At 45.4% G+C, this 14,973-nt stretch carries 11 protein-coding genes and 1 pseudogene; 6 read left to right on the plus strand and 6 right to left on the minus strand.

The genetic code is table 11. From position 1 onward, the window contains the following. The first annotated feature begins 267 nt into the window (after nt 1-267). Nucleotides 268-546, plus strand: a complete 279-nt coding sequence (locus tag QUA54_RS13215; protein ID WP_333414993.1) for a hypothetical protein — start codon at nt 268-270, stop codon at nt 544-546. Nucleotides 547-769: 223 nt separating this feature from the next. Here QUA54_RS13215 and QUA54_RS13220 read toward each other — a convergent pair whose 3' ends face one another. From QUA54_RS13220 to QUA54_RS13240, 5 genes are all read right to left on the minus strand, one after another. Then, the gene (locus tag QUA54_RS13220) at nt 770-3,001 is read right to left on the minus strand and encodes an AAA family ATPase (RefSeq protein WP_333414994.1); all 2,232 of its coding nucleotides are present in this window, start codon (nt 2,999-3,001) and stop codon (nt 770-772) included. A gap of 178 nt (nt 3,002-3,179) precedes the next feature. After that, nucleotides 3,180-4,760 carry a polysaccharide biosynthesis/export family protein gene (locus QUA54_RS13225; RefSeq protein ID WP_333414995.1) on the minus strand — a complete coding sequence of 527 codons (1,581 nt, stop codon included), beginning with the start codon at nt 4,758-4,760 and terminating at the stop codon, nt 3,180-3,182. A 129-nt stretch (nt 4,761-4,889) separates the two neighbouring features. Beyond that, nucleotides 4,890-5,609 carry a cyanoexosortase B system-associated protein gene (locus tag QUA54_RS13230; RefSeq protein WP_333414996.1) on the minus strand — a complete coding sequence of 240 codons (720 nt, stop codon included), beginning with the start codon at nt 5,607-5,609 and terminating at the stop codon, nt 4,890-4,892. After that, a complete protein-coding gene (gene crtB / locus QUA54_RS13235) occupies nt 5,609-6,484 on the minus strand; it encodes a cyanoexosortase B (protein ID WP_333415032.1) in 876 nt (291 codons plus the stop codon). The genes QUA54_RS13230 and crtB overlap by 1 nt, the downstream gene beginning before the upstream one ends. A 149-nt stretch (nt 6,485-6,633) precedes the next feature. Further along, nucleotides 6,634-7,773 carry a DegT/DnrJ/EryC1/StrS family aminotransferase gene (locus tag QUA54_RS13240; protein ID WP_333414997.1) on the minus strand — a complete coding sequence of 380 codons (1,140 nt, stop codon included), beginning with the start codon at nt 7,771-7,773 and terminating at the stop codon, nt 6,634-6,636. Between the two features lie 376 nt (nt 7,774-8,149). Between QUA54_RS13240 and QUA54_RS13245 the strand changes: the two are divergent. The 4 genes and pseudogenes from QUA54_RS13245 to QUA54_RS13260 all read left to right on the plus strand — a co-directional run bounded on the left by QUA54_RS13245 (nt 8,150) and on the right by QUA54_RS13260 (nt 11,876). Further along, a pseudogene (locus tag QUA54_RS13245) lies at nt 8,150-9,127 on the plus strand (aldo/keto reductase). A 180-nt stretch (nt 9,128-9,307) separates the two neighbouring features. Then, complete coding sequence (locus QUA54_RS13250) at nt 9,308-9,505, plus strand: hypothetical protein (protein ID WP_333414998.1); 198 nt, start codon at nt 9,308-9,310, stop codon at nt 9,503-9,505. A gap of 181 nt (nt 9,506-9,686) precedes the next feature. Then, nucleotides 9,687-10,241: a GIY-YIG nuclease family protein gene (locus tag QUA54_RS13255; protein ID WP_333414999.1), complete on the plus strand. Its 555-nt coding sequence runs from the start codon at nt 9,687-9,689 to the stop codon at nt 10,239-10,241. Nucleotides 10,242-10,244: 3 nt separating this feature from the next. Further along, nucleotides 10,245-11,876, plus strand: coding sequence for a DNA sulfur modification protein DndB (locus tag QUA54_RS13260; protein WP_333415000.1), 1,632 nt, complete (start codon nt 10,245-10,247; stop codon nt 11,874-11,876). A gap of 363 nt (nt 11,877-12,239) precedes the next feature. Here the strand turns inward: QUA54_RS13260 and uvrB are convergent, their stop codons facing one another. Continuing rightward, nucleotides 12,240-14,252: an excinuclease ABC subunit UvrB gene (gene uvrB / locus QUA54_RS13265; RefSeq protein ID WP_333415001.1), complete on the minus strand. Its 2,013-nt coding sequence runs from the start codon at nt 14,250-14,252 to the stop codon at nt 12,240-12,242. A 179-nt stretch (nt 14,253-14,431) separates the two neighbouring features. Here uvrB and QUA54_RS13270 point away from each other — a divergent pair, with 179 nt between their 5' ends. Further along, nucleotides 14,432-14,914 carry a hypothetical protein gene (locus tag QUA54_RS13270; protein ID WP_333196374.1) on the plus strand — a complete coding sequence of 161 codons (483 nt, stop codon included), beginning with the start codon at nt 14,432-14,434 and terminating at the stop codon, nt 14,912-14,914. The last annotated feature ends 59 nt before the right edge of the window (nt 14,915-14,973 follow it).

The following is a 14,973-nucleotide window of genomic DNA, read 5'->3' on the forward strand; positions in this document are numbered from 1 at the left end:
GAGATTTTTTCAGGGTCAATGATTTTGAGCAGGGTCTGCACCGAGTCTCAAATCACTCAGTAGGCGGGTGTAGAGTTAAATATAGTTTGAAGGCTGACAATGCCCGCAGCAGGTTTTATATGGGGCAGCAAGTTCAGCCACAGGCATTCCCATCGCCCGGTTAAATTCTGTCCTCCTGCTTGTTTTAGTCGGTTTTCATGTCTAATATCTGCACGCGCCGGGGCGGACAGACTTTGTTGGCAAATTTTAGACCCTATGGAGTGGCTTATGACGGATGACGACGACCAGAAAGATTTACGCCGGGCCTCGGCTCAATCATTTTTTGAGTCCCTGGATGAATTGTTCGATTCTATAGAATCGAACAGCAGTCAAGCTGCACAACCTAAATCTCCACCGCCTCCGGCTAAGTCTTCGAGTCAATCTTCGAGTTTGCCGAAGAAGACTAGACCTGCGAAAATTAATTTGTCGGATTTTGAAGATGCGATCGCCGATTTGGAACAGTTTCTCCAGAACAAACACCAGAAACGCCCGGAATCCAATCAATAGTGCGATCGACACATTTTCAAGTAATGACTGTTGACTGTTGACAAGCGAAAAATTTTAGACCTAATTTCCAGCTCCCAGATTCATCTGTGGAGTCAAATTTTCAATCTAAAATCTAAAATCGACTGGCTGTTAACGGTGCTTTCGGCTTAAGCTGCTTAGGTTGCAGCCTACAATACATTCACATTTCGTTGAGGATTGCTTTACCAGAATCAAGCCGCATAAATTAGCTCAATTTACTATTAATAGCCTTGTTTTTATGCCTTGACTGCAGCGGTAATTGCCTCGATCGCACTTCGATCGCCCGATCGCCGATCGCACTTAAAGGCAACTCGAATTCTTCAATATCATTGCGGAACTTCACCGCAATATCAGCACCGTTAATAATTGCTCCCAACAGCCGCGGGCCGGATTTATGCGACTCCTCCTCCTCAGATTCCAGCAACTGATCTGCCGCCTCAGACAACATACTAGACAAAGTGTAACCAGGCCGCGCCACCAAAATCATACCGTCCGTGTACGGTTCCAGCGTCAGCGCGTCGTTGCACTCGCTCAACGCCGGAGAATCCACAACCACAAAATCAAAGCGGTTGCGAACATCGTCGAACAATCTCCGCATTTCGCTCGATTCGAGTACGGCAGAGGCCTGCCGCAAAAAGCCCGGACTCGGTACCACATATAGGTTCTCTACCTCGGGAACCAAAAAGACGCACTCGCTAATATTGCCGTAATAGTGCAAAGGTTCCACCGCCGCCAGAGGATCAGCAGCGATTTTCAAAGATTCAACGTTAGAAGCCGATCGCAAATCTGCTTCAATTAACAAAGTCCGCTTACCCGATCGAGCCGACGCAATTGCCAAATTGTAAGCACTAAAACTTTTCCCCTCTAAACCGGCCGCCGAAGTCAGCAGCACCACCTTCACCGGTTTGTCCCCGATCCGCCGCAAATTAGTGCGCAACCGCTCGTAAAATTCCAAATAGGGAGAATTTGCCGCCAGGGCGAGCGGCATTTCATCGCCGTAGGAATAATCAAACATCGTCACTTCAGGCAAAACTGCCAGTATCGGCACCTCTTTTTCCACCAAAGCCGCCCGCACTTCTTCCCAACTGTAAAACTTGCCGTTGAGCATCCCCAACAAAAATATCAACCCGCCGCCCAGCAGCAATCCCACAAATCCTCCCACCGCCAGCATCACGGGCAAACCTCTCTTGTTTGACTCAACGTCATCCGTTTTGGGAAGTTGGGCGATTGTCAAACTCCCCGTTGTCTCAGCTACCGCCGCCGAAGCATCTACCAAAGCCGACTGCATCTTATCGTAGAGAGCTTTTTTCAGCGCCACTTGCTGGGCCAACCGCGCTTGTTCTAACTGCTTGTTGGGGATTGTCGCGTGTTCCCGGCGTAATAGCTGTTCAGTTTTCTCCATTCCTTTGAGTTGCTGTTGCGCCATATCCTGCTGCGTTTGCAAAGCAATCAAACTTTGAGCTAACTGCTGTCTCGCCGGGTCTAAAGAAGAGTCTACCCGAATTCGATCGGCACTTCTGAGCGGAGCCGCCACCCCGTTACCGCCGAGCACCTCAGACTGTCGCTGCTGCAACTGCTGCTCAAAAACAAGTTTTTGTTTGACCAATTCTACAATCTTTGGGTGTTCCTCCTGCAAGTCGCTGCGGAGAATTTTGAGCTGAGATTCGAGCGAAAACAATTGCACTCGCAGTTGCGCAATAATTGGATCGGCAGAGAGTGCTTGAGCGACGTAAGCTTGCTCCACATTCAATCCCAAGCGATCCTGCAAGCTTTTCATTTGAGCTTCAATTCCTCCCAACTGCGCGCGGAGCGATCGCTGCTGCTGTTGGCTGCTGGTAATCGCTTGCGGCAGTACACCGCTCTGAGCTGCTAAAATTGAAGTTCCTTCTCGTTTTTCGTAGGCTTCAAGTTTTGCTTCCGTCTCTCTGAGCTCCTGAGTTACTTTCGGCAAGCGCTGGTTAATTTGGGCGATCGTTTCTCGCAATCTAGAAGTATTAATAGTTTGGCTGCGAGCGACCATTTCCTTCATCATCGCCTCTACTACCGCTTCTGCTTTTTTGCGATCGACATTTTTGTACAATACTTGAATCAAAGCGCTGGGGTCATTATTCTTACTCGGCATCTTTACCTGCACGCTGTCTGCCAGCTTTTTAGCAGAAACATTTACTTTTTTCGCTGCTGCTTCAACCACCCTTCTATCCAGCAGCATATCTTTAGTTATTTCTTGTCCTTCCTGTTGAATTTTAGTAGTAGTCGATGAAAAAATCACGCTCGGTCTACGGTAGGCCAGCGTACCTGCAGCAACGTAAACTGGCGGCGGAGTTGGCTGCAAAGCCACTACTCCCGACACGCCCACAGTCACCGCGAGAGTAGCCAGTCCCACCCACTTGTATTGGTCAAAAGCAATTAAATAACGTTTAACAACGGATAAAGTCATGACGATTTTAGATTTTAGATTTTAGATTTTAGATTGCTAATTGTTAACGATAACTAATGATTGCTGACAAATGATACCCATTCCCAAAAACCTTAGAACTTTCGGCCTGCGATCTAAACCCATATCGCATAAGTCATTCCCATCTCAAATCGAAAATCGAAAATCGAAAACAGTCTGACTACCTATCATTATTACGTGACGGTCCGAACAGATCTGTTACACCATTTCTCAACTGCTCAAAGAACAGAATAAATCCCAAAGTATCGCGGAATGGTCGAGTAAAAGTATTGATTACATAACCAATGCGCTCTACCAAATTCCTACCAATCACAATCACATCATTATCTTCGAGCATCGGGTTCTGAGAAACATTGCCCTCCAAAGCAGCTTTAGCATCTATCGAACGGTTGATTGCTCTACCTTGCTTTTCGTCGAACCGAATCAGGGCTATTTTCCGCAAGTCAGCAAGATTAACAGGCAAGTTGTTGAGAGCGTCCAAAAACCTGCTGCCATTTTCTACGTAGAACGAGGTCAAACCACCACTAGCGTAACTCAAAACTCGAACGTAGATCCTCGGCTTAATCAGAGTAGACCGCGAAACAAGAGCTTTGTCGTAGTCTAGGTTTTTGGTACTAGCGTCCAATTCCGGGATGACAATCACATCTCCCGATGCTAAAGGAAAATCGAACAAATCGTTAGCGTTTGCTAGGGGAGTGTAGAGGTCGATTGGTTCCTCCACCGACGAGCCGTCCATCAGCGTCCGCCGCACTCGCACCTCCCGCAAATCGGCTTTTCCCGTGACTCCCCCCGCAATCACCAAAGCAGCCGAAATTCGACCAGAACCCGCCGGAAGCGTGTAAAAACCGGGTTTGCTGACTTCTCCGGTGACAGTGATTTGGATGGGGACAGCGGCAGCAGCTAGGCTGTACCTGGATGCTAAATCTTGATCCGATTTGCGATCGGGCGTAACCTGTTTATACGGTACGACGATCGCATCTCCATCTTCCAAACGCAAATCCGGCGGAGCAATACCAGTTTGCAGCGGTGTCAAAATATCAACAACTTGCTCCGCGACAGCACCTCCAGGCAGAGTCCGCCGCACCCGCACCGCCCGCAGTTCCGCCGTAGGAGTAGTCCCAGCAGCAGCCGCCAGAGCCGCAGGAAGCTGGGGGGTTTGCAGCGGATAAAAACCCGGTCTGGCAACTTCCCCCGTCACCGTTACCACTACGGGGCGCTGAACCAGCAAAGCAGCCGAGACTTGAGGATTTTTGATAAATTGGCCAAAGCGCTCCCGGAGGCGCTGCTGTGATTCTTCGACGGTAAGACCGCGCACATTTACTGTTCCGATTAGCGGCAGTACAATTACCCCTTCAGGGCTGATTGCACCCGTAAAACCTAGCTCTGGGAAGCGCTGAACTTGAACAGAAATCTGGTCTCCCGGGCCCAGGCGGTAGGGCCGATTCCGAAAAGCTGGGTTAATATCCCGGTTGAAATTCGCAGGCGGCGGTGGCGGTACGCGCAATGGCGGTGGCGGCACGAGTCGCGGGGAACTAGGAACAACAGATTGAGCTAAAGCAGTTTCCGAAAAAATTTTGTTGTTAAATCCCCATAATACAGCAGCAAAAGATAGAGTCCAAGCAGTTGAATACAAGCCTGCCAAGGAAACAGCGACGCGATTTTTAATTGTGGATTTTACTGGCATTTTGAGAGGATTAAAAACATAAATATTTTGAATAATTAGCTGAGTTTTAAGTTTCATCTAAATAGAGCGACGAGAAAAAACAATAAGATATTTTAGGGGCGGGTTGAAGCCGGATATTTACTACGAAGCAGTTTATTGTGGCAAAACCCGCCCACCCCGTATACCGATTTATTTGCACCTAGCTACTTACTCAAACCGAAAAGTTTCTGCCATTAATTTAGCCTGTACAATTTCGCCGAGAGATTCGAGCAAGGGTTGAGCTCTGTTAATGTCGCCCTGCGGTTGAATGGGAAGGATGATACTGACAGCAACCCAAGAGGCGCGGCGGTTTGACAGTCTAGCAATGCTGTCTTCCCAAAACCAGCGGCTGGTTGTTGGAGAACCTCCGTTAGGCCAAGCGTACCACTGCATGACAGCAAAAGTTTGTTGGGGAGTCCAGCTTCGGAAAAACCGGGTCTCGACATTAGGCGGTGGCTGGTCGTGTATTGGCGCTACTTTAACTGTAAACCTCAGAGTGCGATGAGAATCTGTTTGCCACCGGTGAAATCCATCAAGGTCTAGCCATTCTACTTGAGGCTGGTTTTTGGGGCTATTTTGAGGCAACAGCAATAAAATAGCAATTGTTCGATCGTTTTTAATTTCTTCAACTAACCATCTGTGACCGCCAATTTGGACGTTATTCTGGACGCGGATCACCTGCCACCCCGGAATTGTCATCCCATTTTGGCGCAAACTTTTCAATTGATTGAGGTTGGCAACTGGTGGCGGGTTTGTCCAAGGCCACCTTCCTGTCCCGTAGCCCGGAATTGCTACTGCCCCAACTAATACCAGCAAAAACACCAGTACCATAATTTTAGATAATTGATACCGCCGCAGTAGTTTCCGTGCTGAAATCATCTGTTTCATTAATTACCAGACTTGCTTGGGAAATACTTTTCTACCCCGTTGAGGAGAAGTACCAATAAGCCTAGTATACAAGCAGAATACAAGTCTCCGCCCCATCCGGCGTGCAGCCAAGTAAAAAGCCCCTCTCTCTCGGTTCCGTGGAAGTAAGTTAGCAAAGTGTTGCGGAAAATGTTGGAAGTGATGCTAATGATAGATGTACTAACTAAAAACAAAAGGCTTCTTTTGTAGGAACTCCAAACTCCTGTCCAATCCAGCAGCATTAGGCTGACGTAAAGACTGGTAAACAGCATTTTCAAGCCTGCACAGTGGGGAGCAACTTCTACAATGCGATCGTTTACGTAGAGATAAATTGTTTCCACTCTCACGTTGAGACCAACCTTAATTAATATCAAGCCTGATGTTTCAGCAATGAATTGCTGTAAGGGCAAGGCGTAGGGTTCTATGAGGTAAGGAATGTGGTTTGGTGAGGCGAGAAATACGAATAAAAGCGGCATCCCCTGCAATTGCAAGCCGGGAATTCCTTTTAAGGATAAGCAAATGCTGACTAGCATTACGGGAAAGGATAAATTTACTAAATCGCTCAAGCGACTCAGATAAAAAAGGGTGGCTAGTACCAGCAAAAAGCCTCCCAAAGGATGGGGTGAGTTGGGCAACCGGCGCCAGCACTTTCGGTTCGTCCAAGCAATATAAGCTGCGTAGGGCAAACCAATTAGTCCGTGGCTGAAATATTCGTGTTCGATGCTGATATTTTTGTTGAGCCAGCCGTCGTACCAGTGTAATAGCAGGGGGGCGTACAGCAGCACTAGGAGTACCGCGATACCTTCTCCCAGGAGGTATCGCTTGAAAACAATGCGAATTCGGCGCTGGATGTGCATGGTTTGAGAAGTTTTGAGGTTGCCGCGCTGGATTCGCAACGGTGTGGGGTTTTGAACTGTCAGTTAAAGAATTGTTAATTTCCCACAAAAACGCTTTGAGAACCGCAACTTACTGCTTGAAACACCTGCAGCATAAGTTTTACGAACAATTAGCAATTCAATGATAGTACGATCGCCCGAACAACTTGCTCGATCTGAGTATTGCTCAATCCGGGATACATTGGCAATGATAAAATTTGTTGGCACAGGGTTTCGGCGCGGGGGAAGTCGCCCCGATTGCCTAAGTTTTGGTAGGCGGGTTGCAGGTGACAAGGTACGGGATAGTGTATACCTGTTTGAATGCCGTTTTGGGCGAGTTTTTCCTGAAGGGTGTTGCGGTCGATCGAGCTTTCCTCAGTAATTTGGATAACATATAGGTGATAAATGTGACCGCTGCTGCTGTGGTTGGCGATCGGTACAATGCCTTTATGTTTCAGGGGTTCTAATAGAGTATTGTAGTGTTGGGCGGCGTCGGTGCGATCGCGATTCCATTTTTCTAAGTAAGGCAATTTAACATTGAGCACGGCCGCTTGCAAATTGTCGAGGCGGCTGTTGGTGCCAATTTCTGTGTGTAAATATTTGCTTTGTGCTCCGTAATTGCGGAGAGTTCGCATTTTTTCTGCGAGCTCTGCATCGTTAGTAATTAACATCCCGCCATCGCCAAAAGCACCGAGGTTTTTGCTGGGATAAAAGCTGAATGCTGCTGCTTTCCCAATGGAACCCGCGCGGTATCCTTCTCTTTCGGCTAAGTGCGCTTGAGCGGCATCTTCAAATACGATCAAATCGTGGCGCTTCGCAAAATCTAAAAGCTGCCGGGGCGATACCATTTGACCGTAAAGGTGTACGGGGATAATTGCTTTAGTTTTTGAGGTAACTGCTGTTTCGGCTGCTGTGAGGTCAATCAGGGCGGTTTCCGGGTCGCAATCTACAAGAATAGGTATAGCTTTGGCTTGGAGCACGGCGATCGCGGTGGCGATAAAAGTGTTAGCGGGTATGATAATTTCGTCGCCCGGATTAATGCCGCAAGCTTGGAGTCCCAGAGCGATCGCATCAGTTCCGCAGGCCACTCCTACGCCGTATTTTACTCCAGAAGCTGCTGCAAATGCTGTTTCAAATTCCGCGAGTGCTTGACCTAAAATAAACTCTCCTTTCTGGATTATTTTTCCAATTTCTGCTGCTATTTGCGATTGGATTGGTTGGTGTTGCAAGAAAAAGTTTACAAACGGAACTTTTGGCGGGCGGTTACTCATAAACTATCGAGGCATAATTCTTTATATTAACATTTTCGTGCGGATACCATTGAAAATGTTTTAACCGCAGAGGGCGCAGAGTAAAACAGGGAAAGTGGATTTTTTTTACGGAATAGCTGCGCCTCAGGTACTTTTTTGTGAGTCATCAAATAAATGAAACAGGACTTACGCAAAAACCCGGTTTTGTCACGTTATTTGGTCATCCGATATGGAATGTGACAACGATAAACCGGGTTTTTTTGCTCTCTTGCGTAAGTCATGTGAAAGTTTTTCGGTAAGATAGAAACAGATAATTGTGCAGCAAGCAATCGCAATCATGGAATACAAAAAACTCGGCGACAGCGACTTATCAGTATCTGAAATCTGTTTGGGTACGATGACTTACGGCCAGCAGAACACCGTTGCTGAAGCGGCCCAACAGCTCGATTTTGCGATCGATAAAGGCATCAACTTTATCGATACGGCAGAAATGTATCCCGTCCCTGGAAAACCGGAAACTTAGGGAAAAACAGAGGAATATATCGGCGAATGGTTGGCGAAGCAGCAGCGAGATAAAGTCATTATAGCGACTAAAGTGGCGGGCAGAAGCACTCGCTTAAAGTGGATTCGGGAAGGGAAAAATCAGATCGATCGCCCAAATGTCGAAAAAGCCCTGAATGACAGCCTGAAGCGCTTGCAAACTGACTACATCGACCTCTATCAGATCCACTGGCCCGATCGCTACGTGCCGCTATTTGGTGCGCCGGATTACGACATCGCGCAAGAGCACGAAACAGTCCCGATTTTGGAACAGTTAGAGGTATTTTCTGACTTGATTAAAGCTGGCAAAATCCGCTATTTAGGTTTGAGCAATGAGACGCCTTGGGGAGTTTGCGAGTTTTGCACGTTGGCTGAAAAACACGGCTTGCCGAAAGTTGTTTCGATTCAAAATGCTTTCAGTTTGAGCAATCGCACATTTCACCTAAATTTAGCAGAAACTTGCCGTTTTAAAAATGTGGGATTGATGGCTTATAGTCCTTTGGGATTTGGGCTGTTAACGGGGAAATACTTGAATGGAATTCCCGAAAATTCTAGGTTGGCTTTATTTGCTGGATTCGGTCAGCGTTACGATAAAACTAATCTGAATGATGCGGTGAAAGCGTATGTTGAGATTGCGGGGAAACATGGGATAAGTCCGGCGCAGATGGCTTTGGCGTATGTGCGATCGCGCTGGTTTGTAACTAGCACAATTATCGGTGCAACAAGCCTCGAACAATTGGAGGAAAATATCGGTAGTTTGGAGGTGAATTTGGATAAGGATATCATAGCGGAAATCAATGCGGTGCACGCTAAGTATCCGAATCCGACACCGTAAGTTTATTAGTAGGTTGGGTTGAGGTAACAAAACCCAACTTACCACTTTAATATGCGAAAATTACATAGACAGAACTTAGGCACTCCGCCAAAGAAACCGGGTTTTTTACTGCATCTGCAGGCTGTTACGAAGTATTAGCGCAAAAAACCCGGTTTCTGAGTTCCCCTGCGTAACTTCTATTTGAGGAAGTTTGAAACTTCTGGTTGGGAAAAGGTTTTTGAATGCGATCGCACTCAAGTATTAGATGTGCTGAGACGTTTTCTTCAGGAAGTGATGCAGCTAGCTGTAGATAAGGGTTACATCACGCTGAAAGAGAAGGAGGAGTTTATTAGTCAGGCTTTTGCTAGCAGTACCGATGCTGCGGTATTGAGCAAGTAGTTGGTTTGGGTGGTGTTTTGGGCGATCGACCTGCCAATTCATCCATAAAATAGGAGAATGGTAAAAGGGGATCGCCCTGTTGCTGAGGTGTTACGAGTTGTTACAGCTTCCTCCAGTCATGCAGAAAAGTGAGATACTGCTAATTGTTGAAAGTGAGCGATACTTTTTAAAATTTTACTCTATGGAAGAAACAGTCCACGACAACTTTTTTAAAAATTTTACTGTAGTAACAGCAACTATATCCGCAGCAGATGATCTTCCTGAAAAATCAGGAATTTATGCTTTTTATCACGCTTTTGATTTTTTAGAAAATAACTTGTCGGATGGTGTAGATAATCGTTTAAAAAATACAGTATTTAAAACAAAGTTTTCCGAAAAAGATAATAGAAGTAAGTTTATTGTCGATACTTGTGGAGAGTCAGTTGGTTTGTCTCAAAAAATGGGGCAATTTATCCAAGCGGTTTCTCAGCCTAAAGAACGAAGAATTTTAAAAAGTCTTCTAATCTCATGTAGCATTTTCCAACGCCCCGATTACATCGGCACAGCAACCAACTTAAGAGATAGATTTATCCAACATTTGGATCGAGACGATGGTTTTTTATCAAGGTACGGAAACTCCAGAGCCCATGATGAATTTTTATTCGTTTGCTTACCTTGCCCAAAAAACATTTCTAGAGAGTTGGAAAGCCTGTTAATTCAATTATGTCAGCCTAAGTTTAATACACAGAGGAGTTAGAAAATGGAATTAGATGATCAGTCTCCAGAGACTATTGAATATAAAGCAATTAGTGGGACGTTTGGTGAAGTTAGGTACTTCATAACAACTCTCGATCAAAGTGATGCAGTTGAAAATATTAGATTTGCTGATGAAATTCAAGGCAGTTGGAGCTTTTCTGAAAGAGTTCAGAGAAAACTAGATGCAAAGAGAGCAAATACAGAAATATTTTCTTACCTAGCGCAGGGAGGAATTCGCTTTTTTAATTCAATTGTAGTCGTACTTCTGCCAAACTCGAATGACCAAAGAGAGTTTTGGGACTTCTCTACAGTTAGTAGTAAGGGAAAAATTGTCGAAAAATGGGTAAATTTAAAGCTATATAAGAACGTAGCTAGAATTGTAATTGATGGTCAACATAGACTTCTTTCATTAAGGAGATATTGGAACGCTCATACTGGAAAAGAACCTTTAAATACTAAAGAAATCAATGAAAGTTTCAGTTGCTTAGAAACTTTTGACATACCAGTAGTTTATCTGGTGTTTGGTAATCTTGGTAGGGTTGGTCATGCAGACTTAAGCGAAACTGTAAGAGATGAGATAATTAAAGCAACTCGCAATATCTTTACAGTTATAAACAAGACTGCAAAATCAATTGATAAACAAACTCAACTATTGCTTGATGACACTAAAATATCAGCATTGATTCCTAGAAAGCTTTTAGAGGAAGGAGTGCTTGAAGATAGATTCGTTAAATGGTCTTCCACAGCAAGAAGCTTGAACCAATCAGAACCTTACTTAACGACTCTAGATTTGGTTAGCCAATGTACTATTGAAATATTAAAAGATTATCCGAAGCAAGCTTTAAAGAAATCATTTAATTCACCAACTGAGCGGAATATTGCTCTAGAAACTTATTATGAGTCTCATCCTAAACTTCCAAAAATAGGTACAAAAGCATTGCTTAAGTGGTTTTTTACTGAACTTCAGCCATTCAAGGATTGGGTATCTCAGATTAGCTATGTAGGTATAAATATTCCTATTCAACCGGAGCAACCTCGATTAAGTGCAAGTCAAAAAGCAAGTATAAAGCAATTACGAGATTCCAGCATTCTTTATACTCTTCTAGGACAAAAAATTCTTTTTTTCGCTATTTCAAAGTTCTTGCTTGGAAAGTTAAGAGTAGAGTACCATATTCCAGCGATTCTTGATGCCATCTCGCTTAGTATTACTAAAATGGATAAAGAGGGTTTTTTCAGCCGAAATCAATCTCATTGGTCTAATGTTCTAGTGCGCCCAAATCAAAACCTAACCATTATCACTACAGGTTCTGGATTTGAAAGATGTACAGAACTTGTCAAAATGATATTGCTTGATTCCTCTGAGGGCGTCAGAGAATTGATAAAACGTACTAAAGATGAGGTAAGTAATGACGTAAACTGGAATGAAACTTTGATTTCCAATTGGAGAAAAGATTTTCATGTGATATTACCTGAAGTTGATTTTATTGATGAAGAGATCAAGGAATCTTCTCAATCAGATGACTCCTTTGCTGAAGTCCGAGATTTGCTTGACTCTTATGGGGAGGACGAAGAGGAATCTGATGAAATTGAAGATGATGAGGATATTTTCAAAGAAACGGAAGAAGTAAAAGATTAAACTATCAACTAGACAACGTGTTCACATATAGCGATCTAACAAAACTTTTTTCGACACTTGCCAAAAAAGCCGGAGATGCCGGATGTTAGTCGCGCAAAATTTACGGCATTACCTCATCAGGGCGTGATCGCGAATATGCAGCATATAGACTAGGAATCTAATAGAAAGCGCGATCGCCCTTCCCATCCAAAAAATAGGACAATGGTAAAGGGCGATCACACTTCACCTAAATGCTTAATACGCTCGCACTTTTTCCTATTTTTCCTGCAAAAACTCTGCAAAGTCGCAGACTTCAGCAATTCATCAGCGTTTATCTGCGTGCATCTGCGGTTAAAAACTCCCCTCAAATCCCTGACAACAAGCTTAATGTCCCAATAGCTTATCCCGCAAATGCTTAATCCGATCGCGCAATTTACCAGCCTCCTCAAACTCCAACTTCTTAGCCGCCGCCTTCATTTGCGCTTCCAACCGCCCGATTAACTGAGGAATCTCATCCAAAGATAACTCGTTTACCTGTTCGTAAACCTCCTCCAACTGCTGAGAATTCAGCTTGCGCGACACGTCCAAAAATGCCAAAATCGCATTACTCGATCGCTTTTTCGCGATCGGCTGCGGCGTAATCCCGTGCATCTTATTGTACGCTAGCTGAATCCCCCGGCGTCGATCGGTTTCGTCGATCGCCTTAACCATACTATCCGTCAAATTATCCGCGTACAAAATAGCCTGTCCCTGAACGTGCCGCGCCGCCCTTCCAATCGTTTGAATCAACGAACGTCCCGATCGCAAAAACCCCTCTTTATCCGCATCCAAAATTACCACCAGCGAAACTTCCGGCAAATCCAAACCTTCCCGCAGCAAGTTAACACCAATCAATACATCAAACTTACCATCCTGCAAATCTTGGATAATTTCGATGCGTTGAATAGACTGAATTTCCGAGTGCAAATACCGAACTCTAATCGCCCTTTCCTGCAAATATTCGGTTAAATCCTCCGCCATCCGCTTGGTTAAAGTCGTCACCAAAACTCGCTCGTCCCGACTTACTCTCTCCTTAATTTCGCCCAACAAATCGTCAATTTGTCCTTCCGTCGGGCGCACAAAAATTGTCGGATCTACTACTCCGGTAGGGCGAATTACTTGCTCTGCAACTCTGCCTTCAGATATTTCCATTTCCCAATCCCCAGGCGTAGCAGAAACAAAGATGCACTGATTCTCTTTTGCCCAGAATTCCTCTGCTTTTAAAGGGCGGTTATCTGCCGCGCTGGGCAAGCGGAAACCGTGTTCGATCAATACTTTTTTCCGCGCTTGGTCGCCGTTGTACATCCCCCGAATTTGCGGCACTGTCACGTGAGATTCATCTATCACCAACATCCAATCTTTCGGAAAATAATCAATCAAACATTCTGGCGGTTCCCCGGCATTTCTCCCTGCTAAATGTCGCGAATAATTCTCGACTCCGTTGCAGTAACCTACCTCGCGCAGCATTTCTAAATCGTAGCGCGTGCGCTGTTCCAACCGCTGAGCTTCTAATAGTTTACCCTGTTTTTCAAATTCTGCCAGCCGGTCTTCTAATTCGAGTTCTATCCCTTGACAAGCTGCCTCTAATTTATCTTCTGCCGTGACAAAGTGGCGCGCTGGATAAATACTTAAAGCGGTTGTACTTTGCAGGATTTTACCTGTTACGGGGTCAACGTAGCGAATGGCATCGATTTCGTCGCCGAAGAATTCGACGCGAATAATTCTATCTTCGTAAGCGGGGCCAATTTCCAAAACATCGCCTTTGACGCGAAATTTGCCTCTGCCTAAATCTATATCGTTGCGGGTGTATTGGACGTTGACTAAATCGCGCAAAACTTGCCGCTGGTTCACTTCCATTCCTACTTGCAAAGGAATAGCAGCTTTTAGGTATTCTGCGGGCATTCCCAAACCGTAGATGCAGCTAATTGAAGCAACTACAATTACGTCGCGGCGTTCAAAGAGCGATCGCGTGGCGGAGTGCCGCAGCATATCTATCTCGTCGTTAATTGCTGCCGTTTTCTCAATGAAAGTATCGGTGACAGCGATGTATGCTTCAGGTTGGTAGTAGTCGTAATAACTGACAAAGTATTCGACTGCATTGTTGGGGAAAAAATTTCGCAGTTCGTTGCACAGTTGAGCTGCCAGGGTTTTGTTGTGTGCTAAGACTAAGGTGGGTCTGCCAACTTTTTCAATCACCGAGGCAATGGAGAAGGTTTTGCCCGTACCTGTGGCACCGAGTAAGGTTTGAAATCGATCGCCCGCTTCGATGCCTTTGACAAGTTGCTCGATCGCTAGCGGTTGGTCGCCTGTGGGCTGGAAGGGCGCTTGCAATTGAAAAGATGCTGCCGCAGTTACCATAGGAAAATGTAGCTATTACCCATAAATCTTAACAAAAATGCAGAGAGCCTGCAATTCTTTCAGAAAATAGTTAGACTTTGTAATATTATTTTAATCATCGGCCGAAATAGAAAGCAGAAAGCCCACAAAAGCAGTTGTCCGAACCCAGCAATCAACAGCAATAAGCGAGGAAAAGAATTATGGATACGAGCAGTACAGGTACAGGCAAAGGCAAAGCGATCGTCCGCCGCGGCAAAGGCGGTTCCAAAAGCCAAGCGACAGAGCCCACTGATGCCAAAGCAACAGGAATTCAACTTTATCGGCCGCAACTCATGCATGACAACCGTCCCGTCGGCCCAGACGATTTTACCATCAGCGAGACCGTCTCGATTTCGGGGAACCGCCCGATCGGCACTAGCACCCTGCACCTCAGCGAAACCTACGGCACTGTAGGCAATCGCCCGGTCGAATCCAGCGACTTTGAAGTGGTTGCTACACTCGGCAATCGCCCGATCGGTTCCAGCGCCATGCAAGTCAGCGAAATGTTCAGTATGTCCGGTGCCCGCCCTATTGGCATCAGCACTCTGCACATTGATGAAGTTTACTCCACAATGGGAGGAAACCGCCCTATTGCCTCAAACGAAATTGACGATAGCTCGGCATTAATGGGCTTCTTAGATTAATTAGTCAGTTGTTAGTTGTTAGTTGTTAGTTGTTAGTTATTATCTGCTACCAATAACTA

This window comes from Microcoleus sp. MOSTC5 (assembly GCF_036701825.1).
Taxonomy (GTDB): Bacteria; Cyanobacteriota; Cyanobacteriia; order Cyanobacteriales; family Microcoleaceae; genus Microcoleus; species Microcoleus asticus.

What these genes read in the sequence shown, in the direction of transcription:
- QUA54_RS13215 (WP_333414993.1), top strand. Translation starts at nt 268, where the DNA reads ATGACGGATGACGACGACCAGAAAGATTTACGCCGGGCCTCGGCTCAA.
- QUA54_RS13220 (WP_333414994.1), bottom strand. Translation starts at nt 3,001, where the DNA reads ATGACTTTATCCGTTGTTAAACGTTATTTAATTGCTTTTGACCAATAC.
- QUA54_RS13225 (WP_333414995.1), bottom strand. Translation starts at nt 4,760, where the DNA reads ATGAAACTTAAAACTCAGCTAATTATTCAAAATATTTATGTTTTTAAT.
- QUA54_RS13230 (WP_333414996.1), bottom strand. Translation starts at nt 5,609, where the DNA reads ATGAAACAGATGATTTCAGCACGGAAACTACTGCGGCGGTATCAATTA.
- crtB (WP_333415032.1), bottom strand. Translation starts at nt 6,484, where the DNA reads ATGCACATCCAGCGCCGAATTCGCATTGTTTTCAAGCGATACCTCCTG.
- QUA54_RS13240 (WP_333414997.1), bottom strand. Translation starts at nt 7,773, where the DNA reads ATGAGTAACCGCCCGCCAAAAGTTCCGTTTGTAAACTTTTTCTTGCAA.
- QUA54_RS13255 (WP_333414999.1), top strand. Translation starts at nt 9,687, where the DNA reads ATGGAAGAAACAGTCCACGACAACTTTTTTAAAAATTTTACTGTAGTA.
- QUA54_RS13260 (WP_333415000.1), top strand. Translation starts at nt 10,245, where the DNA reads ATGGAATTAGATGATCAGTCTCCAGAGACTATTGAATATAAAGCAATT.
- uvrB (WP_333415001.1), bottom strand. Translation starts at nt 14,252, where the DNA reads ATGGTAACTGCGGCAGCATCTTTTCAATTGCAAGCGCCCTTCCAGCCC.
- QUA54_RS13270 (WP_333196374.1), top strand. Translation starts at nt 14,432, where the DNA reads ATGGATACGAGCAGTACAGGTACAGGCAAAGGCAAAGCGATCGTCCGC.